We start from the raw sequence: 22,587 nt of genomic DNA on the forward strand, positions 1-22,587 counted from the left end.
CGTCACCGGGGAGACCGACCGGCCGGTCGCCGCTGTGGTCGACGCGCACCGGGAGGAGCTGGCGCGTCGTCACTCCGTTGCGGCGGCGGCGGGCGCCGGCGTGCGGTCGGGCGCCGGCCGGTCCGCGGCGGCCGGCCGGCGCAGGTCCCGCCACGGGCCGCCGAGCAGCGGGGTGAGCACCACCAGCAGGTAGCAGGTGCCGACGGCGACCAGGGTCGTGGTGGTGCCGAACCGGTCGGCGGCCAGCCCGGCGCCGAAGGCACCCACCGGCATGGCCGCCCAGGCGCCCGCGCCGATCACCCCGTAGACCCTTGCCCGCATGGTCGCCGGGACCCGTTCCAGCTCCACCGCGCCGATGAGCGGGTTGATCGCGCCGGCGGCGAGGCCGGACACCACGCAGACCGCGGCGATTACCGGCAGCGGCGGAGCGGCGGCGAGCGCCCAGAAGGGCGGGGCGCCGCAGACGGCGAAGGCCGTGACGAAGGTGGCGCGGCGGGGCAGCCGGTGCCCGACGGCGCTGAACAGCAGCGAGCCGACCAGCGCGCCGCCGCCCATGGCGCCGACCAGCAGGCCGAAGGCGGCCGCCCCGCCGAGGTCCCGGGTGGCGACGACCGGCATGAGGACGTTGCTCTTGGTGGCGTCGAAGAGGTTGGTCACCAGCACGAGCAGCACCATGGCGCGCAGCAGCGGCTCGCGGACCAGGAAGCGCAGCCCGGCGGCGAAATCCCGCCAGTAGCCGGCCGAGGGGGCGTCGTGGTCGGCGGCGGGCCGCAGGCTCGCCGGCACCAGCATGGCCACCGCCAGCGCCGACATGGCGAACGTGGCCGCGTCGACGGCCAGCACCGGCAGCGCGCCGAGCGCGCTGACCAGCAGACCGGCCACCGGCGCGCCGATCAGGCGGGCGCCGCGTTCGGTGGCCCCGAACCAGCCGATCGCGCGCTCGATCGGCACCCCGGCCGCGGTCGCTGCCTCGGGCAGCAGCGCCGTCCGGGCCGTCTGCCCCGGGGTGTCGAGCAGGCCGCTGACGAAGACCAGGCCGAGCAGCGCCGGGAACGGCAGCCCCACCGTGGCGTGCAGCAGCGGCACGGCGGCCACCGTCACGCCGGAGACCAGGTCGGCCAGCATGCTGGCCCGGCGGTAGCCGATCCGGTCGACGAGCACGCCGCCGAAGGCCCCGCCGAGCACCACCGGGGCGGTGGCGAACGCGCCGGCCAGCCCGGTGGCGGCGGGAGAGCCCGTCTCGGCGAGGACGTAGAGCGGCAGCGCGATCAGGGTGAGCATGTTGCCGGTCAGCGAGACCGTGTGCGCGGTCAGCAGCCCGGCCAGCGGAACCCACCGGCGGCTCACTGCGGCCCCCGGTAGGCCTGCCAGATCAGCGTGACGGTGCGCGCGTCCGGCCGGTCGGGGTTGCTGCGTTGCTGCCAGCGGGCGCCCAGCTCGGACAGCTCCCGGCGCAGCTCCACGAGTTCGTCGGGGGTCAGGTGGAGGAAGCTGTCACTGCTGGTGGTGCCCCGGACCCAGGCCGGGTCGAGGGACGCCTCGGCGTCGAGATAGGCCTCGAACCGGGCCACGTAGCGCTGGAGGACGGCCCGGCGGAGCAGGTCGGAGGCCAGTCGCCGCTCCGGGTCGTCGAGCAGCTCCACCGGCTCCCAGTCGGTGCGCGCGTGCGCGGCCCGCCACCACCGCTCCCGGCGGTTGCGGGCCAGCTCGGGCGCCTCCCGGACGAAGCCGTGTTCGGCCAGCTTGCCCAGGTGGTAGCTGACCGAGCCGACCGCCTCGCCGGTGACGTCGCTGAGCATGCCGACGGTCTGCGGGCCGCGGATGCGCAGCTCGCCCAGGAGCCGGATCCGGGTCTGGTGGGCCAGCGCCCGCATGGCCTTGGGATCGGTGAGGTGCCGTGTGCTCGGCTCGTCCGTCATGCCGCCCAGGCTAGACCCACAACGACTGATGTACAAGGAGTCTTGTATTAGCGAGCCGGCACGGGCCGGCCGCGTGGGCGGGAGTGGATCAGGCGGGGCGGCGGCCCTTGAGGCGCCGGCCCAGCTCGCGGGCGATCTCCCGGTTGGCGTCCCGCTCGGCGAGCGCCTGGCGCTTGTCGTACGACCTGCGGCCCCGGGCCAGACCCAGCTCGACCTTGGCCCAGCCGTTGGAGAAGTACATCGACAGCGGCACCAGGGTGACCCCGCTGTCGCGCAGCTTCTCCAGGATCCGGGCGATCTCGACGCGGTTCAGCAGCAGCTTCCGGGTGCGCCGGGGCTGGTGGTTGGTCCAGGTGCCGAAGCCGTACTCCGCGATGTGCAGCCCGTACAGCATGATCTCGCCGTCGCGCTCCTGGGCGAACGCGTCGACCAGCGACGCTCGCCCCTCACGCAGCGACTTCACCTCGGTGCCGGCGAGCACGATCCCGGCCTCGTACGTCTTCAGGATCGTGTAGTCGTGCCGCGCCTTCTTGTTGGAGGCGACGAGCTTGCGCCCGGTCTCCCTGGTCACGCCCCCACCTCCCCGCTGGTCGACGCCGAGCACGATACCCGCCCGGTTCGGATGCCGGCGGGGTGTCCTCCCCGGGGCGCGGGTGCGAAATTCGGCCGGGCCGTGGGTGTCGGGCGGGCGCCGCGCCCCCTAGCGTCGGGGAATGGACCGACTCGGCGAGATCGCCTTCCGGCTGCCCCGGACGCCCGCCTCGCAGACCTTCCTCGACCAGGTCCGCACCCTGCTCGTCGACGTGCCGTACGCCGAGCCGGTCCGCCCGCCGGGCGCCGTCGACGGGCCGGTGGACCGCCTGGTCCTCACCCCGCCGCGACCGGACGGCGCCCGACCGGTGACCACCATCGGGCTGGCCGACGTGCCCGCGCCGGTGGTCACCTTCGACCCCGGCCCGTCCCTCGCCGTCGAGGGCGCCGAGCCGCCCGCCGGGCCCGCGCCGACGGTCGACGTGGCGGAGCTGGCGCGCCGCCTCGCCGGGCACGTGCGGCGGGTCGACCACACCGGCGTGAACCTGCCCGCCGGCACGACGTCACCCGAGGCGTGGCGCGGCCTTCTGCGGGCGCTCGCCGCGACGTCGGCCATGTACCGCTATCCGACCGGCGAGGAGTGGCCGTTCATCCTCCCGTCCACCCCGGCCGAGCTGCGCGGCGACATCCGGAGCTTCGTCGTCGGCCGGGAACCGCGGTTCGAGCTGGTCCACGACGCGTGGCGCAGCCGCACCGAGTGGCAGTTCGCGCTCTGGACCGACCTGACGCGGACGGAGCTGGCGGAGCTGTTCCCCGAGCCCGAGGGGACCACGTTTCCCGGGCTCGAGGACATCTTCCGCGTGGTCCCGGTCCACCACCCCTGGTGGCCGGAGCTGGGGATCCGGTTCGACCTCTGCTACCGGGTGGCGGGCGGCCCGTCGGACTGGGAGACCGGCGAGTGGTTGGTCACCGCGGGCGGCCGCATCGGGTGAGCCCGCTCGTCGGGAAGCGCCCCGGCGACGCGGCGCAGGTGACCGTCGAGGTCGGCGAGCCAGCCGTCGACCTCCACCAGTGCCAGCACCTCCGGCCGGTCCTCGCCGTCGCGCACCAACCCGTGCACCTGCCGTGCGACGTCCCCGGTCGGTTCCGCCGGCGCCGGTGGCCGGTCGACCCGGCCCCGCGTCACCTGGCGGCCGAGGTCGGCGTAGCCGTCGCGCAGCCGGGTGGCCCGCGCGACCAGCGCGGCCGCCGGGCCGGGCCACGGGGCCAGCGCCCCGGGCCGGCGGTCGGCGAGCAGCGCCTGCCCGCCGTAGCCGGCCCGGTGCGCGGCCGCCAGCACCGCGTCCCAGTCGACGTGCGACAGCCGCGGGTCGTGGCGCTCCCCGTGGTACTGGACGAGGGACGCGGTGGCGAGCGCCTCCGCGCGCCGGGCCGCGGTGACGGCGGCGCGCGCGTCCGCCCCACCCGCGAACGCCTCGACGATCTTCTCGGCGGCCCGCCCGCTCGCCGCCAGGTAGGCGCCCGCGTTGCGGCGCAGCTCGCCGCCGCTGCCCCGCGGCCAGAGCAGCAGGCCGGCGAGGACGCCCACCACCGCGCCGATCGCGACGTCCACCACCCGGGCGCCGGCCAGTTGCCAGGACGCCGGGCTGAGCTGGGCGAACACGACGATGAGCAGCAGGGTGAGCAGCGCCTGGGCCCACCCCAGACCCAGCAGCGGGCCGACGCCGAAGGCCAGCACGAGCGCCAGCGGCAGCAGGGCGGCGTACGCCTGTCGTTCGGGCGAGACCAGCAGGAGCAGGCCGCCGGCGGCGCCCCCGGCGAGGGTGCCGACCAGCGCCGGGCGCAGCGTGGTCCGGGTGTCCGACGCGGAGGCCCGCATCAGGCTGAGCGTCGCCAGGAGCACCCAGAACCCGTGTTGCAGGTTGACCACCCCGGCGATCACCCGCGCGGCGGCCAGGGCCACGGCGAGCCGGACCGCTCCCTCGAGGTACACCGACCGCGGGGTGAGGTGTGCGCGGAACTGTCGCCGGTACAGCGACCAGGTGCTGCGCCCGGCGTACCAGAACCGGTCCGCACCCGCCTCGGGTGGCCGCGCGGCGTGGCGGCCGCGCGGACCGGTGGCGATCCCGATCGCGGTCGCGTACGTCCCGACCTGGTCGGTGAGGGTCCGTACCGTCGCGTCCACGCGCAGCCGGGCCGGACCGGCGGCCCGCCACGACGTCGGGAGCGGGGTGGCCGGCCCCGGCTCGTCGACGGCCGGCGTGCCCGGCCGCCCCACCGCGACGTCGGCGGAGCGCCGGAGCGAGGCCGCGCACCGTCGGAGCACGCCTGCCAGGTCGGCGTCCCCGCTACCCGCGACGTCCGGGCGGGACGCGAGGGACTCGGCGACCGCGAGCACCTCCTTGACGGCCGCCGCCGCGTCCCGCCAGGCCCGGTCGCGGCGACCGGCCGAGGTGGGGCGTGCCGTCACCGGTAGTCGAGGCATCCGCACCTGGTCGATCAGCTGCGCCGCCCGGGCCTGTCGGCGCTCCGCCTCCTCCGCCGCGCCCGGCCGCGCGACCAGCACGTCCGCCAGCGCGTCGACGAGGTCCGCGAGGCCGCCCGCCGCCGTGGCGAGGCGCTGCGGGAAGGAGACGGGCGCCGGGTCCGGCCAGAGCGTCACCTCGGCGAGCGCGACCAGGACGACGCCCAGGGTGACGCCGGCCAGCCGGGCCGGGAGGGTGTCGGGCTGGTACGGCGGGAAGCAGGCCAGGATGTAGAAGAGCTGGAGCGCGTTGGCCAGCCCGACCAGGCGTGGCCCGCCGACGCCCGCGAACGCCACCGCGAACCCGACGACGAGCATCCCGGCCGACGCGGCCCCGGTGCTGACCGCCAGCACTGTGCCGATCGCCACGAGCGCCCAGGCCACCGGTACGGCCGCCAGCAGGGTGCGCGCCCGCACCGCGGCCGGCCCCGGCAGCTGGGCGAAGCTGCCCGTGGCGACCGTGCCGAACAGCGCGTACGTGGCGAGGGTGACGCTGCCCAGGCCGTAGCGGCAGCCGTAGAAGGTGAGGGAGGCGACGACGGTCAGGCGGGCCGCCCGACGGATGAGGCGGTAGCCCGGGTCGCGCCGGCGCAGCCGGTCCCGCAGCTCCTCGCCGGGCCGTCGACCCATGCCCACACCGCTCCCCACCAGGTCTTCCCGGGGGCGGGCCGTCTGCTCCGGGACTCTATCCGGTCGGGGGCGGTGACGTTTCCCGGATGGGCCGTCGGGGTGTCGCCGGCCGGGAGAGTGTCCGCGATCGGGATGCCGCCCGGTTCCCGTGCGCCTAGGCTGCCCGGTAGGCGAGGCGGGGGAGCGGTGGATGACGCGGGTGGCGGTGCTCGGACTCGGCGGCATGGGTGCGCCGATGGCGGCGAACCTCGTCCGGGCCGGCTTGACGACGGTGGTGTGGAACCGGCACCCGGAGCCGGCCCGCGCGCTCGGCGACCGGGGCGCCGAGGTCGCCGCGGACCCGGCCGAGGCGGTACGCGGGGCCGACGTGGCGGTGACCATGGTGACCGATGCGGACGCGGTGCGCGCGGTCGCCGTCGACCAGGGGATGCTGGCCGCGCTGCCCGAGGGGGCGGTCTGGGCGCAGATGAGCACCATCGGGGTGACCGAGACCGCGCGTCTGGCCGAGCTGGTCGGTGCCGAGCGTCCCGGGGTGACCCTGGTGGACGCGCCGGTGGCCGGGAGCCGGGGCCCGGCCGAAGAGGGTCGCCTCGTCGTCCTCGCCTCCGGCCCGGAGCAGGTGCGGGACCGGGTGGCGCCCGTCTTCGACGCGGTCGGGCAGCGGACCGTCTGGGTGGGGCCGGTCGGCGCCGGGTCGCGGCTGAAGCTGGTCAACAACCTGCTGCTCGCCTTCGTGAACGAAGGGCTCGCCGCGGCGGTCGCCCTCGGCGACACGCTGGGTCTGGATCGCGGCACCGTGCAGGGGGCCCTGCGCGGCAGCCCGCTGGTGTCGCCGTGGGCGGCCGACAAGCTGGACCGGATCGCCGGGGACGACTACACGACGCAGTACTCCCTGGCCCTGGCTCTCAAGGACGTGGACCTCGCGTTGCGCGAGGTGCCGCCCGGCCGGTTCCCGGCGGCCGAGGCACTGGCCGGCGAGTGGCGACACGCGGTCGAGCAGGGCCTCGGCGGCGACGACCTGACGGTGGTGACGCGAGCCCTCGCCCGGCAGGCGACCGGATAGCCCGCGCGCCGGACCGCCCGTGTGCGGCTACCGCGGTCGGCCGTCCAGCGCGCGAGCCCGGCGGCCGCCACGCGGCGGCCGACCGCCGCCCCGACCTCGTCGGTGTGCCGGAAGTGGATGCCCGACCACACCCGGGCGTCGATGTTGTCCCGGGTCAGCTCGCGCCAGTCCCGGTAGGTCACGCTGACGTCGGGAGCGGTGGGGCTGGTCAGCTCCACCGGCCCGGCCGGCGGCCCGGCGAGCGCCCGCAGGACGATCTCCGCGGCCCCGGCGTAGGTGGTGTGCCCGCTGGGATACTCCGGATGGGCGGGGGTGGTGATCAGCGGGGTCCACGCCGGGTCCGGCGCGATGTTCCCGGTCCGGATGGCGGTGACCGGGCGCCAGCGCAGGTCCCGGTACTTGGCCGCGTACGTGACGATCTGGGCGTCGACAGTCGCGGCGTGGAAGAGGGCGACGAGCGCCGCCCTGCGGGCAGCCCCGTGGACCCTTCCCGCGGCGGTGACCGCGGCGCGCAGCGCCCCGGTGTAGCCGTTCAGCGAGGTCTGCGCCCAGAAGCGGGCCACGCCGGTCTGCCGGTCGGTGCGGCTGCTGCTCTGCACCGCCCCGACCGCCCGGCTCTCGGCGAGGTCACGGGCGTAGCGCGCGGTGTCGAGTGCCGTCGGCGGCCCGGGCAGGTACGCCCGCACGTCGTCGATCAGGAACGGCCGGCCGTCGCCCTGGCCGGCCTGCACCGCGGCGGCGAAGCCCGGCGGGGTCGGCTGTCAGACGCCGGGCGCCGGCGCCCGGCGGGGTGAACGTCCGGTTGACCGAGGCGAGGTCGAGCCCGTCGCCGGCCCGCTCGGCGAGCACGTCGCGTGCGGCGTCCCGGCCGCTCTCGACGGCGGCGCGGACGGCCGCGCCCGGACCCAGCCGGTCGAGCGTGGTCGCGAGGGCCGCGTCCAGGTCGGCGGTGCGCGCCGGCGCCAGCGTGGTGAGGGCCTCGTGCACGGCCCCGGCGAGCGCGGCGTCCGCGGCGGCGCCGCCGCGCACCCGGCTCACCGCCCGCCAGGCGGCGATCCAGCCGACCGTCCAGGATGGAGGCACCTTAACCGAAACCAGAGGTTGCCTTAACCACGCCGCAGCCCGTCACCCCCTACGGTCGGACGGTCACATCCAGTAGGGACGAGGGGAGTATCGGTGATCAAATGTCACGTCGCACGGATCGCCGGCGTGTGCACAGGTGTGGTCGCACTGCTGATGGCGGGGCCGGTCGCGGCCCTCGCCGCGCCGGAGAGTGGAGACCTCGCCCTGACGGCGGTGAACGACGACTTCGCCGCCGCGCTACCGGTCGACGCGCTGCCGTACGCGAACGTCCAGGACCTCAGCACGGCGACCGCGGAGGACGGCGAGCCGACGTCCTGCTTCGGCGCCACCCGCACGGTGTGGTACTCGTACACACCCACCACCACCGGCATGGTCACGGCCGGCACGGGCCCGGACTACCCGGGCATCGCCGTCTACACGGGAAGCTCGTTGGACAGCCTCTCCGAGGTGTACTGCCGGCCGCTGTACGGCTACGCGCCGGTGACCTTCGAGGCGCAGGCCGGCACGACCTACCTGTTCCGGACCGGGGCGGACTTCGCCGAGCAGGTCACCTTCCGGCTGGATGTCGCGCCGGACCCGGAGGTCGACTTCTCACCGCCGGGGTACGAGCCCAGCGAGTTCGACACGGTAGCCTTCTGGCCCTCGGTCCACGACCCGGCCGGCCTCGGGATCGCCTCCTACCGCTGGGAGTTCGGCGACGGGACCACGTCGGACGCCCAGTTCCCCCGCCACCGGTTCACCGCCGACGGCGACTACACCGTCCGGCTGACGGCGTCGACGGTCGACGGGCGGAGCCGCACCGCCGCGCACCCGGTCGTGGTCCGTACCCACGACGTGTCGATCGTCCGGCTCGCCGTGCCGTCGACCGCCCGGGTCGGGCAGGCCCTCGGCGTCACGGTCACCGTGCGGAACACCCGGTACGCCGAGAACGTCGAGGTCCGTCTCCACCGGGGCGGCCCGTACGGATACGAGCAGGTCGGCGTCGAGACGCAGCCGGTTCCGGTGAAGGCGGCGGGCAACGGCACCACCTTCTCGTTCCGGTACGTCGTCACGGCGGACGACCGGGCCGCCGGGAAGATCACCTTCCGGGCGGTGGCCGCTGTGCTGCAGAACCGGGACGCCCTTCCGGCCGACAACGAGTTGCTCTCGACCCCGGTCCGGGTGAGCTGAGCCCGGTGACGCCACCACGGGGGTGAGCGACGCCAGGGCGGCAGGTGGCGGTGCCCGGAAACACCGGGCACCGCCACCGCTGCGGTCCGGGATCAGGAGACGGGTTGTGCGGCCTCGGCGGGCGACGGAGGGCGGGCCGGCCGGGCCGCCCCGGCGGCGGCCCAGCCGGTGGTGATCAGGAGGAGCGCCGCCGCGTAGGTCGTCATGACGAGGAGCTCCCGGCCGGGGAAGTCGCTGCCCGCCGCGCCGACCCCGATCAGCAGGTCGGAGACGAGGAACAGCGCCCCGCCGGCCGCCGTGCGCCGGGACACCCGGGTCGCGGCGGCGGCCATCAGGGACAGCGCCAGGCTGTAGCCGAGCACCGGCAGCCGCAGCGGCCCCAGCGCACCCCAGAGCAGCGCGTTCCCGCCGGCCCAGGCGAGCAGGTAGCCGACCACCGCCGCCGCCACCGGCGGCCGGCGCCGGCGCAGGAAGGCGGCGAGGAAGGCGACCTGGGTGACCAGGAAGCACCCCATGCCGGCCAGGAACGCGGCCTGCCCCGGCACGAGCAGCGCCACGTCCCCGGCGGTGGCGGCGACCAGGCCCACCGCCACCGGGTCCACGCGGCGTCGCCGGTCCCACAGGTACGCCAGCAGCAGCGGCGCCAGCAGCGGTTTGGCCAGCCACTGCGTCGGCGTCGAGTCGAGCGCGACCCCGACCAGCTCGACCAGGGCGACGACCCCGAACAGGGCCAGCCAGGGGCGCCTCATCGGGCCGGCTGCCAGCCGGGCCGGCCGAAGACGTAGCCGAGCCGGGCCCGCCACGAGGTGGCGTGCCGGACGTCGGACCAGATCGCGGCGAACTCGTGGGTGGCCACCCGCAGCGGGTTGAAGGTCTGGATGTTCTTGGTCAGCCCGTACCGGGCCGGGGCCCGCTCGGGCTCGAAGGAGCCGAAGAGCCGGTCCCAGACGATGAGGATGCCGCCGTAGTTGCGGTCGAGGTACTCGGCGTTCGAGCCGTGGTGCACCCGGTGGTGGGAGGGCGTGTTGAAGATGAACTCGATCGGCCGTGGCAGCACGCTCACCCGCTCGGTGTGCAGGAAGAACTGGTAGAGCAGGCTGATCGACTGCTGCAGGAAGATCATCCACGGCGGGATGCCGAGCAGCGCCAGGGGTAGCCAGAACGGCAGCGAGGTCATCGGCGTCCAGCTCTGCCGCAGCGCGGTGGAGAGGTTGTAGTAGACGCTGGAGTGGTGCACCACGTGGCTGGCCCAGAGCACGCGGACCTCGTGGTGCAGCCGGTGGAACCAGTAGTAGGCGACGTCGTCGGCGAAGAAGACGATCACCCAGGTCCACCAGTCGCCGGGGGAGAGGTGCACCGGCGCGACCACCCACAGTGCGGCGTAGACGCCGACGGTGAGCAGTTTCCAGGGGAAGCCGATGACCTGGCTGCCCAGTCCCATGGAGAGGCTGGTGGTGGTGTCGCGCAGCTCGTAGCCGCGTTCGTCGTCGTCGGGGAGGAAGCGGTAGGAGACCGCCTCGATGATGATCAGGAGGAGGAACGCCGGGACGGCGTAGAGCACGGCGGGGATCACGCTCGGGCTTCCCTTCTGGCGGCGGGGGTGGTGGGGGTGGTGACCGGGGCGGTCAGCAGGGCCCGGGCGTGCCGGGCGGCTGCCGTGCCCTGGCCGGCCGCGATCGCGGCGGCGAGCCGGCGGTGGCCGGCGACGTCGAGCAGCTCGGCGGCCCGGGCGTCCGGGGGGACGTCGCCCACGGCGAAGGTGCCGGCCACCAGGCTGTTGAACGCCAGCAGGTAGGCGGTGTTGCCGCTGCCCCGGACGATCAGCCACCAGATCGCGATGTTCGCCTCGTTCATCCGGTCCAGGTCGGGGGCGAGCGGGCCGTACTCCTCGGCGGCCCGGACCAGCGCCTCCGTGACCTCCGGGTCGCCGCGCTCGGCGCAGAGCCGGGCCGCGTCGATCCCGACGCAGGCCCGCATCTCCAGCATGTCGCGGACCAGGTTCTCGACCGGGAGTACGTCACCCGAGCGGGCCAGCGACAGCGCCAGGTCCAGCCCGGCGTGCACCCGCCAGTCGAGCACCCGGGTGGCGCCGCCCTGGCTGACCCGGACCAGGCCGAGTTGCTGGAGCCGGCGCAGCGCCTCGCGGACGGCGTGCCGGTTCACCGCGAACGCGGCGGCCAGTTCCCGTTCGCCGGGCAGCGTCTCCTCCGGCCGGTAGCCGCCGCTGACGATGGCGTCGCGGAGCTGGCCGAAGACGTGGTCGGAGACCGAGGCGCGGGGGACGGGAGCGAAGGCCATGCGCAGCAGTGTGGCCCCGCACACATCAACCCGTCAACTGGTTGGACCAGACTCGATCGACCACCCTCCGGTGGCGGTGCGCGCACGCCTCGTATCCTTTCCGCCGGAAGCCCGCGAAGTGGAAGGGAGTCGGTGTGAGCGATCGGGTCGAGACGTTGGAGTTCCAGGCCGAGGCCCGTCAGCTGCTCCAGCTGATGGTGCACTCGATCTACTCCAACAAGGACGTCTTCCTGCGCGAACTGATCTCGAACGCCTCCGACGCGCTGGACAAGGTGCGCCTGGAGTCGCTGGTCGACAAGGACCTCCAGGTCGACACCACCGACCTGCACATCGAGATCGAGGTCGACAAGGAGGCCCGCACGCTGACCGTGCGGGACAACGGGATCGGCATGTCCCGCGACGAGGTGGTCGGACTGATCGGCACCATCGCCAAGTCCGGCACCGCCGAGCTGCTGCGCACGCTGCGCGAGTCGAAGGACGCCGCCGCCCCGCAGGAGCTGATCGGGCAGTTCGGCGTCGGCTTCTACGCCACCTTCATGGTCGCCGACCGGGTGACCCTGGTGACCCGCCGCGCCGGGCAGGCCGGCGGCACCCGGTGGGAGTCCACCGGCGAGGGCACCTACTCGGTCGAGGCCGTCGAGGACGCCCCGCAGGGCACCACGGTGATTCTGCACCTCAAGCCGGCCGACGCCGAGGACAACCTGCACGACTACACGGCCGAGTGGACCATCCGCGAGATCGTCAAGCGCTACTCGGACTTCATCGCGTGGCCGATCCGGATGACCGTGGAGAAGCCCGGGGAGGACGGCGCCACCACCCGCGAGGAGCAGACGCTCAACTCGATGAAGGCGCTCTGGGCGCGCGCCAAGGACGAGGTCGACGAGGCCGAGTACAAGGAGTTCTACCGGCACGTCGCGCACGACTGGGCCGACCCCCTCGACACCATCCACATGCGCGGCGAGGGCACCTTCGAGTACGAGGCGCTGCTCTTCCTGCCCTCGCACGCCCCGCTCGACCTCTTCTCGCCGCAGGGCCGCCGGGGCGTGCAGCTCTACGTCAAGCGCGTGTTCATCATGGACGACTGCGACGCGCTCATGCCCAACTACCTGCGCTTCGTCAAGGGCGTGGTGGACGCGCACGACCTGTCGCTGAACATCTCCCGGGAGATCCTTCAGCAGGACCGGCAGATCCGCGCCGTGCGCCGCCGCCTGGTCAAGAAGGTCCTCGCCACGCTCAAGGGCCTCTCCGCCGAGGCGTACCGCACCTTCTGGAGCGAGTTCGGCCCGGTGGTCAAGGAGGGCCTGCTGGAGGACCCGGACAACACCGAGGCGCTGCTGGACCTGGTCCGGGCGGCCAGCACCCACGACCCGGCCGAGCTGACCACGCTGCGCGACTACGTCGAGCGGATGAAGGACGGCCAGACCGAGATCTACTACGCCACCGGCGAGAACCGGGCCACCATCGAGAACTCCCCGCACCTGGAGGCGTTCCGCGCCAAGGGCTACGAGGTGCTGATCCTCACCGACGCGGTCGACGAGGTGTGGGTCGAGCGGGTCGGCGCGTACGACGGGAAGACCCTGCGCTCGGTCGCCAAGGGCCAGGTGGACCTGGAGACCGACGAGGAGCGGGAGCGGGCCGAGGCCGAGCGGCAGGAGTACGCCGACCTGCTCACCTGGATGAGCGGCGCGCTCGCCGACAGCGTCAAGGAGGTCCGGCTCTCCACCCGGCTCACCACCTCCCCGGCCTGTGTGGTGGGCGACGCGCACGACATGACGCCCACGCTGGAGAAGATGTACCGGGCCATGGGGCAGGAGGTGCCCCAGGTCAAGCGGATCCTGGAGCTCAACCCGACCCACGCCCTCGTCACCGGGCTGCGCAAGGCGCACGAGCAGGGCGGCGACAGCACCGCGCTGACCGAGACCGCCGAGCTGCTGTACGGCATGGCGCTGCTCGCCGAGGGCGGGGAACTGGCCGACCCAGCCCGGTTCACCCGGATTCTCGCCGACCGGCTCGCCCGGAACCTGTAGGCCGAGCCGCCCGCCGGCCCGGGCTTCCGTGCCCCGGCCGGCGGGCGGTCAGCCTCACAGCAGGGCCGGGTAGAGGGCGGCGACGCCGCCGGAGAGGCCGGCGAGGACCTGGCGGGAGGTCTCGTCGGCGATGATCTCGTACCGGTCGGCCTCGATCCCGTCGACGGCGAGCCGGGCGATCTCGGCCGGGTCGGACTTCGGCGCGGTCACCCGCGCGGTCATCTCGGTGTCCATGTAGCCGACGTGCAGGCCGGCGACGCGGACGCCCCGGTCGGCGAGCTGCGCGCGGAGCGCGTTGGTCATCGACCACTCGGCGGCCTTGGCCGCCCCGTAGGCGCCCACCTGCGGGAACGTGATCCAGGACAGGGCGGAGAGGATGTTCAGGACGGTCCCGCCGCCGTTGGCCGCGATCCTCGGCGCGAAGGCCCGCACCACGGACAGCGTGCCGAGGTAGTGGGTCTCCAGCTCCAGGCGGATCTGCGCCAGGTCGCCGTCGAGCAGGTCGGCCCCGGTGCTCACGCCGGCGTTGTTGACCAGCAGGGTGACGTCGCCGGCCAGCTCTGCGGCGGCGGCCACCGAGGCCGGGTCGGTGATGTCGAGCCGCACCGGGGTGGCGCCCGGCAGGTCGACGGTGTCCGGGTTGCGGGCGCCGGCGTAGACGGTGGCGCCCCGGGCCAGCAGCTCGGCGGCCAGGTGCCGGCCGAAGCCCCGGTTGGCCCCGGTGACCAGGGCGGTGCTTCCAGCGATCTTCATGTCGTGCTCCTGAGGGTGCGAAGGGTGGGTCGTCAGGACGGCAGCAGGCCGGGCCCGGGCAGCAGGTCCACCTGGTCGGCCGGCACGTCGTGGCCGGCCGCGCAGCGCAGCGCCACGTGCACCGCCGCGCCGCAGTCGTGGTGGGCCAGCCGGACCGAGGGCTCCTCGACGGCGTACGTGTCGCCCCACTCGCGCAGGGCGGCGAGCACGGGCAGCAGGTCCCGCCCCTTGGCGGTGAGCACGTACTCGTCGCGGGTGCGCTGCCCGGGCTCCCGGTAGGGCCGCCGGTCGAGCAGCCCGTCGGCGACGAGCTGCTTCAGCCGGGCGGCGGCCACCGGCTCGCTGACGCCGACCCGGCGGGCGAAGTCGTCGAAGCGCCGGGTGCCGAACGACGCCTCGCGCAGCAGGAGCAGCGTGGTGCGGTTGCCGACCACGTCGAGCGCGCCGGCGATCGAGCAGTTGGCGGTGGACCAGGAGTCGCGCCGCGCGAGGAAGTCCGTCATGGGGCCGACGCTACCCGGCTGACTTAGGAAAACAAAAGCCAGCTATCTCACGCCGGCGCCGGGAATATTCCCCCTCAGAGTTGGCCGGCGTAGAAGCCGTGCCGGGCGAGGGGCTCGACGATCTCCCGCTCCTCGTACGACAGGTGCGACAGCAGGGTGTCGGTGAGCAGGTCCACCGCCGCCTGGAGCTCGGTGAAGTCGCCCGGCTCGCGGATCAGGTCCACCAGCGCCCGGTCGACGTTCTCCACCACCCCGTGGATCACCACGTGCTCCTCCTCGAGGCGGTCCAGCACCGCCGCGAGCCCCGCGTCGGCGCGGCGCAGGTGCGGGAAGATCGAGTTGTCCTCCAGGCCGTGGTGCTGGGTCACCACCGTGCAGTACGCCGCGCAGTACGCCCCCAGCGTCCAGTTGTTCTGCCGCATGGTCATCTCGTTCAGCACGGCGCGGGCGGCGCCCGGGGCGACCGCGCCGCGCTTGACCTGTTCCAGCAGGTCACGCACCTGTGCGAGCTCCTGGCGCAGGTGGTCGTGCACGTCGACCAGGTGCTGACCGGCGGCCTGCCCGTGGGGCGTGTAGAGGTGCCCGGCCGGTGCGGGTGGCGCCGCCGGTCGGGTGGACTCGTCCCACAGCCGGCGCGCGCTCAGCCGTACCCCCGGATCGGGGGTGGGAGTGACCGCGAGCGCGGTCGACCCGCCGGCCGCGACGGCGGCCTGCTGCTCCTCCACGGCGCGGGAGCGGCTGCCCGGCGTGGTGCGTTCGGCGGCGACCAGCTCGCGGACCGCGGGCGCCACCTCCTGGGCGAAGAGCTGGACGGCCCGCGGCTCGTCGCTGCCGAGGATGAACGTGGCGACGCCGTGGTCCAGGGCGAGCCCGGCCAGTTCCTCCACCCACTGCTCCGGCGGGCCGTCCAGGAAGCCGCCGGAGGACCGGGCGAAGGTGCCGGTGACGTTGAGCAACCGGCGCACCGCGCCCGGCTCCCGCCCGGCCTCCGCGGCGGCCTCGTCGATCAGCGCGTTCAGCGCCGGCAACTCCGCCGGGCCCTCTGGCAGGTACGCCAGCGACGGCAGCCAACCGTCCGCCGCGCGGCCGACCAGCCGCAGCATCCGCGGCTTGTACGCGCCGACCCAGACCTGCACCGGGTGCGCCGGGGCCGGCCCGCGCTTCGCCCCGATCACCCGGTAGTGCTCGCCATCGACCCGGACCATGCCGCGCCGCTCGGTGTCCCAGACCTCGCGGATCACCCGGATCGCCTCGTCGAGGGCGTCCACCGCCGCGCCGGGGGAGAGCCGCCGACCGCCGACGGCCTCGATCGCCTCCCAGAACGCGCCGGCGCCGAGCCCCAGCTCGACCCGGCCACCGGTGAGCAGGTCCAGGCTGGCCACGCTGCGGGCCAGCACCACCGGCTGGCGCAGCGGCAGGTTGAGCACGTTGCCGGCCAGCGTGATGCGGCTGGTGGCCGCGGCCACGAAGGACATCAGCGTCCAGGTGTCCAGGAAACCGGGCTGGTACGGGTGGTCCTGGAAGGTCACCAGGTCCAGGCCGACCTGCTCGCAGAGCTTGGCGCGCGCCACCACCTGCTCGGGCCGCCCGGCGCTCGGCGTGAGGAAGCCGCCGAAGGCCAGCTCGTGTCCGTGGTCGCTCATGCCTCGCCGCCTCGTGCCGATCTTGCGCGAACCTGCTCACGGTAGCCTCCCGCGTTGCCCGCCGGGCCGGGAACCCACCGCCCCGGGATCCGCGACGCGCGCCGTGGCCACTTGCCACGGTGGACCCGGCGCCGGTGGGTCGTCCTCTTCGGCCGGAGCGCGGAAACACCGCTGTGAGCTGCGAAAACACATCGTCGGCCGGGCCGCTACGACAGATCCGACGGTTCCGCAAGCCGAGGGACGGTGCCGTCGCCCAGCCGGGTGAACAACTTCACAAGAAGTGGGCGTTCGTCGCAAACCGTTCCTAACGTCGAATCCGTTCGCGATCGCGGACACCCCGGGCCGGCAACGCCTAATCCCGCCGCCGGCCCGGTGGTACCTGGACCTTTGGGCGGGAGCGGGGGACCCACACGTTCCTCGGTGCACGACACCTCGGGGTGAAGCCGCCTGCGGCGGCCGGGCTCCTCGGCCCGAACCCGACAGCTCACCTCGTCGGCGTGGAGGAAACCCACATGGCAACTGAACACGTCGCCCGTCATCGACGGACCGCGCAGCGTCGCACCGCCGTCGGGGCGCTCGTCGTCGGCGCCGCCACCGGCGCCGCCGCCCTTCTCGGCCCGGCCGCCCCGGCCAGCGCCGCCAGCGTCAACTGGGACGCCGTCGCCCAGTGCGAGTCCGGCGGCAACTGGCACATCAACACCGGCAACGGCTACTACGGCGGGCTCCAGTTCTCCCGGAGCACCTGGAACGGCTACGGCGGCCAGAAGTACGCCAGCCGGGCCGACCTGGCCAGCCGCGGCGAGCAGATCGCCATCGCCGAGAAGGTCCTCGACGGACAGGGCATCGGCGCCTGGCCGGTCTGCGGCAAGAAGGGCGGCTCGACCAAGAAGTACTCGGCCACCGACTCGGGCGCGAGGAAGGCCACGACGAAGAAGGCCACGACGAAGAGGGCCACGACGAAGAAGGCCACGACGAAGAAGGCCACCTCGGAGCGGTCGTCGCGTGGCGACCGGCCGGCCGTCCGCAGCGAGCGGCGCACCGCGCCGACCGCCGGCAGCTACCTGGTGCGGGCCGGAGACACCCTCTCCGAGATCGCCGACGCGAAGAACGTCGCCGGCGGTTGGCACGCCCTCTACGAGCGCAACAAGAGCGTGGTCGGCGACGACCCGGGCCTGATCTTCCCGGGCCAGAAGCTGCGCCTGCGCTGAGCCCCCACCGGACCCGGTCGCACGCGGGCCGGTCCGCCGCGCCACGAACGCCCGGCCGGGCCTCCCGGCCGGGCGTTCGACGTCGGGGCCGGTTGCTATCGTCACGGTGCTCGGAAAGACGTGAAGAAAGCGCGGATATGACCAACGACTCGTTCTCCGCGGCCGCGAGCCTCGACGAGCTGCTGACCAGGACGCAACAGGCGCTCTCCGCGATGCGGTCCCGGGCCGCCGAGCACGCCGACGGCGCGCCGGCCGAGCTGCTCCGGGCCGAGGGCAGCGCGGCCGACGGCCGGATCCGTGCCGTCGCCGTCCAGGGTGGCCGGCTGGAGTCCGTCACCGTCGACCCGGCGCTGGCCGGGGAGCCCATGGAGACCGTCTGCGGGCACCTCGTGACCGCCGTGAACGCGGCCCTCACCGAGCTGGACGCCCGGGTCAGCGCCTCGGCCCGGGCTGACGTGGACGCCCTCGCCGCGCGGCTCGGCGGCCTGCCCGAGCAGTCCGCGCGGGACATGGAGCGCTTCGGCCGGGCCATGGAGGGCGTCGCGGCCCGGATCCGCCGCGACGACGCCGCGGGTTCGCGCGCGGCCCGCCCGGCCTGACCGCGGAGCGGAAACCGCATCCCCGGATTGGCGGGGACTCACGGCGGAGACGACGAAGCGGCCGGCCGTCGGGAGGACGACGGCCGGCCGCTCCGGTGTGGTCAGCTCAGGGTGAGCGAGGTGTCGTCGACGACGAAGGAGGTCTGCAGGGAGCTGTCCTCCACGCCGGTGAACGAGATGGTGGCGGTGGTGCCGGCCAGCGACGAGACGTCGAAGGACCGCTGCACGTAGCCGGTGGCCTTGTTGAGGTTGGAGTAGGTGGCCAGGGTGGTGCTGCCCGCCTTCACGGTCAGCTTGTCGTAGGCGGTGGTCGTGGTCGACTCCGCGCTGTCGATGTGCAGCCAGAAGCTCAGCGTCGCCCGGCAGCCGGCGGGGATCGTCACCGACTGGGTGACGGTGTCGGTGTGCGTCGACCCGTAGCCGTCGAGCCAGGCCTTGTACGAGCCGCCGTGCGCGGCCTGGGCGGCGTCGTTCGTGATGACGCCGGAGCTGGCGCTCCAGCTCACGTTGCCCGACTCGAAGCCGGGGTTGGCCAGCTTCTGGCCGGTGCAGCTGCCCGACGGCGGGGTGGTCGTGGTGGTCGGGGTCGGCGTCGGGGTGCCGGTGCAGGTGGCCTCACCGGTCTGCGCCGGCACGCTGATCGCGGTCCAGGCGGCCTTGACCGCGTTGAACTCGGTGCAGCTGGTCGGGTAGAGGTTCTTCGCCGCCTGCAGCGTCCAGACCCGGTACTTCAGGTACGACGAGGACGAGGTCTTCAGCAGCATGGCGTTGTACATGATCTTCATGGCCTTCTGGATGCCCAGGCCGGTGACGCTGCTGCCGTTGCAGGTGGAGCTGGCCGGCTGGCCGTTGGTCGGGCTGCTGCCGTTGGCCAGCAGGTAGAACCAGTGGTTGCCGGGGCCCGCGGCGGCGTGCACCTCGGTGCCCGGGATGCTGCTGGAGTAGCAGTTGGGGTCGCCCAGCGCCGACGGGTTGTACATGTTGCGGATCGGGCCGCTGCCCACCAGGTTGACCTTCTCGCCGACCAGGAAGTCGGGGGCGTCGTAGCTGGACGGCTCGTTGGCGAACCACTCGGTGGACGCGCCGAAGGTGTCGGCCACGAACTCCTGGGTGCCGCCGCCGGAGATGCCGCCCGGGGTGTGGTCGTCGATGCCGTGGCCGATCTCGTGGGCCACCACGTCGAGCGAGCCGATCCACTGGCCCGAGGTGTTCTTGCCGATCTGGACCTGGGTGCCGTCGTAGTAGGCGTTCTGGTCGTTCAGGCCCACCCGGATCGGCCAGTAGCCGCCGTTGCCGTCGGCGCCGTTGCGGCCCAGCCACTGCGCGAGCATCTTGTGCTCGGTCTGCGCGGCGAACAACGCGTCGACGCAGCCGGTCTCCCGGCTGGTGGCGGTGCCGTTGCCCCAGACGTCGTCGGAGCCGCTGAACGTCGTGTTCGTGGCGGCGTCCTGGCAGCTCAGGTTGGTGACCGTCGGGTCCTTCATGGAGTAGGTGCCGCCCGACTGCGTGGTGTTCAAGGTCAGCGGGCTGGGCCCGTTCCACGCCCCGGTGCCGGTGCCGTGCACGACGTGCTCCTGCGTGCGCAGCACCGTGCCGGTGAGGGCGTCGACGTCGACCGTGAGCCGGCTCGGGCCCTCGGCGTCGGTGCCCCGCACCGTGGTCTCCCAGGCCAGCGCCGGCTTGGCGCCGAGGGTGTAGACGACCAGGTTGGTGCCCTCGACGGTGCTGACCGTCTTGAGCTGGGCGCGCGCGGTCTTCGCCGCGGTGGCCGAGGTCAGCTTCGGCGTGGTGGCGAGGCTGCCGATGGCCTGCTGCTGGGCGACGGAGGCGTACTTCAGGTTGCCGGCCGTGTCGGTGGCCAGCACGAAGTCACCGCCGACCACGGGCAGGCCCTTGTAGGTGCGCTCGTAGGGCACGTACTGGGTGCCCTCGGAGGAGATGACCGTCTTCTGCACGAACGCGTCGTCCGAGCTGGCGTGCAGGTAGGCGGGCCGGCCGGCGACCAGCGCGCGGGCCGAGTCGGCGGCGATCGCGCGGGCCTGGGCGGCGTCGGGTGCGGCGGGGCCGGGCGGCGCGGCCTGCACGGCCGCGGCGGTGCCGGCGGCGATCAGACCGGCCGCCGCCGCGCCGGAGAGCGCGACGAGGCGAGGTGAGAGCTTCAAGGGGGTTCGCTCCTGTTCCTAGGCGCGCCGCACGGAGCCCGGTGGGGACGGGCGGCGCGGTGTGGCGAGGCGGGGTGACGGTCGGTCTCCGAGGCTGCCGGCGTGGCCCCGGTTCGACAGATCGACCGTCGTGAGCCGCCGGGGTTCGGCGACTCGCTGGGGGCACAATCACACGGGCCCGGGCCGGGATCAATGGGTGACCCGGGCAACCGACGCCGCGCGGTCGCCGCGCCGTCGCCGGGAATTCAGGAAGCCATGATCTTCAATAGGCGCTGATCAGGCCGAATGTTCCCGGCACCGGACGACGGCCTGTCGGAAATGAGTCGATTGCCGCTCCGTGCGGATGGCGCGCATTGACCCGTGGCTATGCGCCGTGGTCAACGGCGTGCGACAGGCGTAGGAGCCGGCGGCGACCATCTTCCACAGGTGTCCGAAGACCTGGACGTCCGTCGATCCGTAGGTTCGGGTCGACCGTCGCGGCGGCGTGTCCCCTGTGTACGTCGCCTGGTGGACGGCCGGCGCGGGGAGGAGGAGCACGCGGATGCGAAGCGGAAGACATGCCTGGCGGGCCTCGGTGGTGGCCCTGGCGATCGCGGTCACCGGACTGCCGGCGACCGCCGCCCTGGCCGGGCCGGGCGCGGACGAGCGCGCCCGGCTCGTGATCGAGGGTGGCGTCACCCAACCGGTGTTCGGCTACGCCGACGCGGTCCGGGAACGGATCTTCGTCACCTCGGACGTGGACACCGACGGCGACGGCGCCCGCGACATCGTGGCCATGGACATCATCCGGCCCCGGGCCAGCGAGAACGGGCTCAAGGTGCCGGTGGTCATGGATGCCAGCCCGTACTACTCGACGGTCTGCCGGGGCAACGAGGGCGAGTGCAAGGCCGACGTCGACGGCGACGGGCTGAACGACACCTGGCCGCTGTTCTACGACAACTACTTCGTGCCGCGCGGTTACGCGGTGGTCCTGCTCGACATGATCGGCACCAACAACTCGACCGGCTGCCCGGTCACCGGCGGCCGGGCCGACAACATCAGCGCGCCGACGGCCATCGACTGGCTCAACGGGCGCCGGCCCGGCGTCGACGCCGCCGGCCGCAAGGTCGTGGCGGACTGGCACAACGGCCGGACCGGCATGATCGGCAAGTCGTACGACGGGACGCTGGCCAACGCCGCCGCGGCCGCCGGGGTGCGCGGGCTGACCACGATCGTGCCGATCTCGGCCATCTCCAGCTGGTACGACTACTCGCGGAGCAACGGCCTCGTCACCCGGGCGAACAACTACTCCGGCAGCCTCGCGAACACGGTCACCAACCCGGCCCGCCGGGCGTACTGCGCGCCGGTGCGGACCGCCCTCGGGGAGGGCGGCGACGACGTCACCGGTGACTACAACGACTTCTGGGCGGAGCGGGACTACGTGCCGCACGCCGACCGGGTCCGGGCCAGTGTCTTCGTGGTGCACGGCATCAACGACGACAACGTCCGCCCGGACCACTTCAGCAGGTGGTGGGCCGCGCTGGGCGAGCAGGGCGTGCCCCGCAAGCTCTGGCTGACCGGCACCGGCCACGTCGACCCGTTCGACTTCCGGCGGGGCGCCTGGGTGGACACCCTGCACCGCTGGTTCGACTACTGGCTCCAGGGCCTCGACAACGGGATCATGCGGGAGCCGGCCGTCGACATCGAGCGGGCGCCCGACGTCTGGGAGACCGCCCGTACCTGGCCGCTGCCGGGTGCCCGGCCGACCCAGGTGTTCCTCCGGGCGCCGGCGGCCGGGAACGTCGGCGGGCTCGCCGTCCGCTCCGGCCCCGGCAACGCGTCGGCGACCTTCCAGGACACCCCCACCATGACCGCCGCCAACGCCATCCGCCACCCGTCGGACCCGGCGGCCAACACGGACAACCGTCTGGTGTTCCTCTCCGCGCCGCTGACGGCGCCGCTGCACGTCTCCGGCACCCCGGTCGTGAAGATCAACGCCACCGTCGACGGCGAGGACACCAGCTTCGCCGGACTCCTCGTCGACTACGGCACCCGGCCCCGGTTCAGCACCAGCGGCGACGGCATCCGGACGCTCACCGAGGAGGATTGCTGGGGCGCGACGGCGACCTGGGGCGGCTTCGCCGAGAACGCCTGCTACCGGAAGACGGAGAAGACCGTCGCCACCAACCCGCAGGAGCTGGTCACCAAGGGGATCATCGACGGCCTCAACCTCGACTCGCGGTCGGTGTCGACGCCGCTGGTGCCCGGGCGGAAGACCGCCGTCGACCTGAACCTGCTCCCCGAGGACTACGTCTTCGCCGCCGGTCACCAGATCGGCGTGATCCTGCTCGGTTCGTACTCCGGCTACAGCAGCCGGGCCAAGCAGAACCAGGCCCACATCACCGTCCACTTCGACCGGAGCCGGATCACCCTGCCGGTCGTCGGCGGCCGCGGCGCGGCGGTGGCCGCCGGCCTGTAGGAGACACCGGGGCGGG

General features: G+C 73.9%; 19 protein-coding genes, 1 pseudogene and 1 riboswitch. Of the genes and pseudogenes, 7 read left to right on the top strand and 13 right to left on the bottom strand.

From position 1 onward, the window contains the following. Nucleotides 1-69 precede the first annotated feature (69 nt). From ACFYPD_RS07770 to smpB, 3 genes are all read right to left on the bottom strand, one after another. Entirely contained in the window at nt 70-1,347 is a 1,278-nt protein-coding gene (locus tag ACFYPD_RS07770) for an MFS transporter (RefSeq protein WP_387110133.1), read from the bottom strand. Then, nucleotides 1,344-1,919 (bottom strand): helix-turn-helix domain-containing protein, encoded by a 576-nt coding sequence (locus tag ACFYPD_RS07775; protein WP_387110135.1) that lies wholly within the window; start codon nt 1,917-1,919, stop codon nt 1,344-1,346. Before ACFYPD_RS07775 ends, ACFYPD_RS07770 begins: the two co-directional genes overlap by 4 nt. Before the next feature lie 88 nt (nt 1,920-2,007). Beyond that, the gene (gene smpB / locus ACFYPD_RS07780) at nt 2,008-2,490 is read right to left on the bottom strand and encodes an SsrA-binding protein SmpB (protein ID WP_387110137.1); all 483 of its coding nucleotides are present in this window, start codon (nt 2,488-2,490) and stop codon (nt 2,008-2,010) included. Nucleotides 2,491-2,632: 142 nt separating this feature from the next. On the opposite strand from smpB, the gene ACFYPD_RS07785 reads away from it, so the two are divergent. Beyond that, on the top strand, nt 2,633-3,442 hold the full coding sequence (locus ACFYPD_RS07785; RefSeq protein WP_387110139.1) for a hypothetical protein: 810 nt from the start codon (nt 2,633-2,635) through the stop codon (nt 3,440-3,442). On the opposite strand, the gene ACFYPD_RS07790 is transcribed toward ACFYPD_RS07785, so the two are convergent. After that, nucleotides 3,367-5,604 carry an FUSC family protein gene (locus tag ACFYPD_RS07790; protein WP_387110141.1) on the bottom strand — a complete coding sequence of 746 codons (2,238 nt, stop codon included), beginning with the start codon at nt 5,602-5,604 and terminating at the stop codon, nt 3,367-3,369. The two genes, ACFYPD_RS07785 and ACFYPD_RS07790, sit on opposite strands and share 76 nt — an antisense overlap. A gap of 190 nt (nt 5,605-5,794) precedes the next feature. Between ACFYPD_RS07790 and ACFYPD_RS07795 the strand changes: the two genes are divergently transcribed. Continuing rightward, the gene (locus ACFYPD_RS07795) at nt 5,795-6,667 is read left to right on the top strand and encodes an NAD(P)-dependent oxidoreductase (RefSeq protein WP_387110143.1); all 873 of its coding nucleotides are present in this window, start codon (nt 5,795-5,797) and stop codon (nt 6,665-6,667) included. A 128-nt stretch (nt 6,668-6,795) separates the two neighbouring features. Here the strand turns inward: ACFYPD_RS07795 and ACFYPD_RS07800 are convergent. Together ACFYPD_RS07800 and ACFYPD_RS07805 are read right to left on the bottom strand one after the other, a co-directional pair. Further along, nucleotides 6,796-7,398: pseudogene (locus ACFYPD_RS07800) on the bottom strand (vanadium-dependent haloperoxidase); the annotation flags it as partial. Beyond that, a complete protein-coding gene (locus ACFYPD_RS07805; protein WP_387110144.1) occupies nt 7,295-7,750 on the bottom strand; it encodes a hypothetical protein in 456 nt (151 codons plus the stop codon). The gene ACFYPD_RS07805 and the pseudogene ACFYPD_RS07800, both read right to left, overlap by 104 nt. 126 nt (nt 7,751-7,876) lie before the next feature. Between ACFYPD_RS07805 and ACFYPD_RS07810 the strand changes: the two genes are divergently transcribed. Then, nucleotides 7,877-8,920, top strand: coding sequence for a PKD domain-containing protein (locus ACFYPD_RS07810; RefSeq protein ID WP_387110145.1), 1,044 nt, complete (start codon nt 7,877-7,879; stop codon nt 8,918-8,920). A gap of 92 nt (nt 8,921-9,012) precedes the next feature. Here the strand turns inward: ACFYPD_RS07810 and ACFYPD_RS07815 are convergent, their stop codons facing one another. Genes ACFYPD_RS07815 through ACFYPD_RS07825 form a run of 3 tightly spaced genes read right to left on the bottom strand, consistent with a single transcriptional unit; the run spans nt 9,013 to nt 11,218 of the window. Next, a complete protein-coding gene (locus ACFYPD_RS07815; protein ID WP_387110147.1) occupies nt 9,013-9,669 on the bottom strand; it encodes a lysoplasmalogenase in 657 nt (218 codons plus the stop codon). Then, a complete protein-coding gene (locus tag ACFYPD_RS07820; RefSeq protein ID WP_387110149.1) occupies nt 9,666-10,493 on the bottom strand; it encodes a sterol desaturase family protein in 828 nt (275 codons plus the stop codon). Before ACFYPD_RS07820 ends, ACFYPD_RS07815 begins: the two co-directional genes overlap by 4 nt. Beyond that, nucleotides 10,490-11,218 (bottom strand): FadR/GntR family transcriptional regulator, encoded by a 729-nt coding sequence (locus ACFYPD_RS07825; protein WP_387110151.1) that lies wholly within the window; start codon nt 11,216-11,218, stop codon nt 10,490-10,492. Before ACFYPD_RS07825 ends, ACFYPD_RS07820 begins: the two co-directional genes overlap by 4 nt. Before the next feature lie 134 nt (nt 11,219-11,352). On the opposite strand from ACFYPD_RS07825, the gene htpG reads away from it, so the two are divergent. Next, nucleotides 11,353-13,245 carry a molecular chaperone HtpG gene (gene htpG / locus ACFYPD_RS07830; protein WP_387110152.1) on the top strand — a complete coding sequence of 631 codons (1,893 nt, stop codon included), beginning with the start codon at nt 11,353-11,355 and terminating at the stop codon, nt 13,243-13,245. Nucleotides 13,246-13,299: 54 nt separating this feature from the next. Here htpG and ACFYPD_RS07835 read toward each other — a convergent pair whose 3' ends face one another. The 3 genes from ACFYPD_RS07835 to ACFYPD_RS07845 all read right to left on the bottom strand — a co-directional run bounded on the left by ACFYPD_RS07835 (nt 13,300) and on the right by ACFYPD_RS07845 (nt 16,144). Continuing rightward, a complete protein-coding gene (locus tag ACFYPD_RS07835; RefSeq protein WP_387110154.1) occupies nt 13,300-13,998 on the bottom strand; it encodes an SDR family oxidoreductase in 699 nt (232 codons plus the stop codon). Nucleotides 13,999-14,030: 32 nt separating this feature from the next. After that, the gene (locus tag ACFYPD_RS07840) at nt 14,031-14,501 is read right to left on the bottom strand and encodes a helix-turn-helix domain-containing protein (RefSeq protein ID WP_355342455.1); all 471 of its coding nucleotides are present in this window, start codon (nt 14,499-14,501) and stop codon (nt 14,031-14,033) included. A gap of 74 nt (nt 14,502-14,575) precedes the next feature. After that, nucleotides 14,576-16,144 (bottom strand): LLM class flavin-dependent oxidoreductase, encoded by a 1,569-nt coding sequence (locus ACFYPD_RS07845; protein ID WP_387110156.1) that lies wholly within the window; start codon nt 16,142-16,144, stop codon nt 14,576-14,578. A gap of 339 nt (nt 16,145-16,483) precedes the next feature. Beyond that, nucleotides 16,484-16,657, top strand: a riboswitch (cyclic di-AMP (ydaO/yuaA leader). On the opposite strand from ACFYPD_RS07845, the gene ACFYPD_RS07850 reads away from it, so the two are divergent. Next, entirely contained in the window at nt 16,657-17,352 is a 696-nt protein-coding gene (locus ACFYPD_RS07850) for a transglycosylase family protein (protein ID WP_387110158.1), read from the top strand. Its footprint overlaps the riboswitch before it by 1 nt. Nucleotides 17,353-17,489: 137 nt before the next feature. Further along, nucleotides 17,490-17,951, top strand: a complete 462-nt coding sequence (locus ACFYPD_RS07855; protein ID WP_387110160.1) for a YbaB/EbfC family DNA-binding protein — start codon at nt 17,490-17,492, stop codon at nt 17,949-17,951. A gap of 101 nt (nt 17,952-18,052) precedes the next feature. Here the strand turns inward: ACFYPD_RS07855 and ACFYPD_RS07860 are convergent, their stop codons facing one another. After that, the gene (locus ACFYPD_RS07860; protein WP_387110162.1) at nt 18,053-20,113 is read right to left on the bottom strand and encodes a M4 family metallopeptidase; all 2,061 of its coding nucleotides are present in this window, start codon (nt 20,111-20,113) and stop codon (nt 18,053-18,055) included. Between the two features lie 541 nt (nt 20,114-20,654). On the opposite strand from ACFYPD_RS07860, the gene ACFYPD_RS07865 reads away from it, so the two are divergent. Continuing rightward, nucleotides 20,655-22,571, top strand: coding sequence for a Xaa-Pro dipeptidyl-peptidase (locus ACFYPD_RS07865; protein ID WP_387110163.1), 1,917 nt, complete (start codon nt 20,655-20,657; stop codon nt 22,569-22,571). Nucleotides 22,572-22,587: the final 16 nt, after the last annotated feature.

It is taken from the genome of Micromonospora sp. NPDC005299 (assembly GCF_042872345.1).
In the GTDB taxonomy this organism is placed as follows: domain Bacteria; phylum Actinomycetota; class Actinomycetes; order Mycobacteriales; family Micromonosporaceae; genus Micromonospora.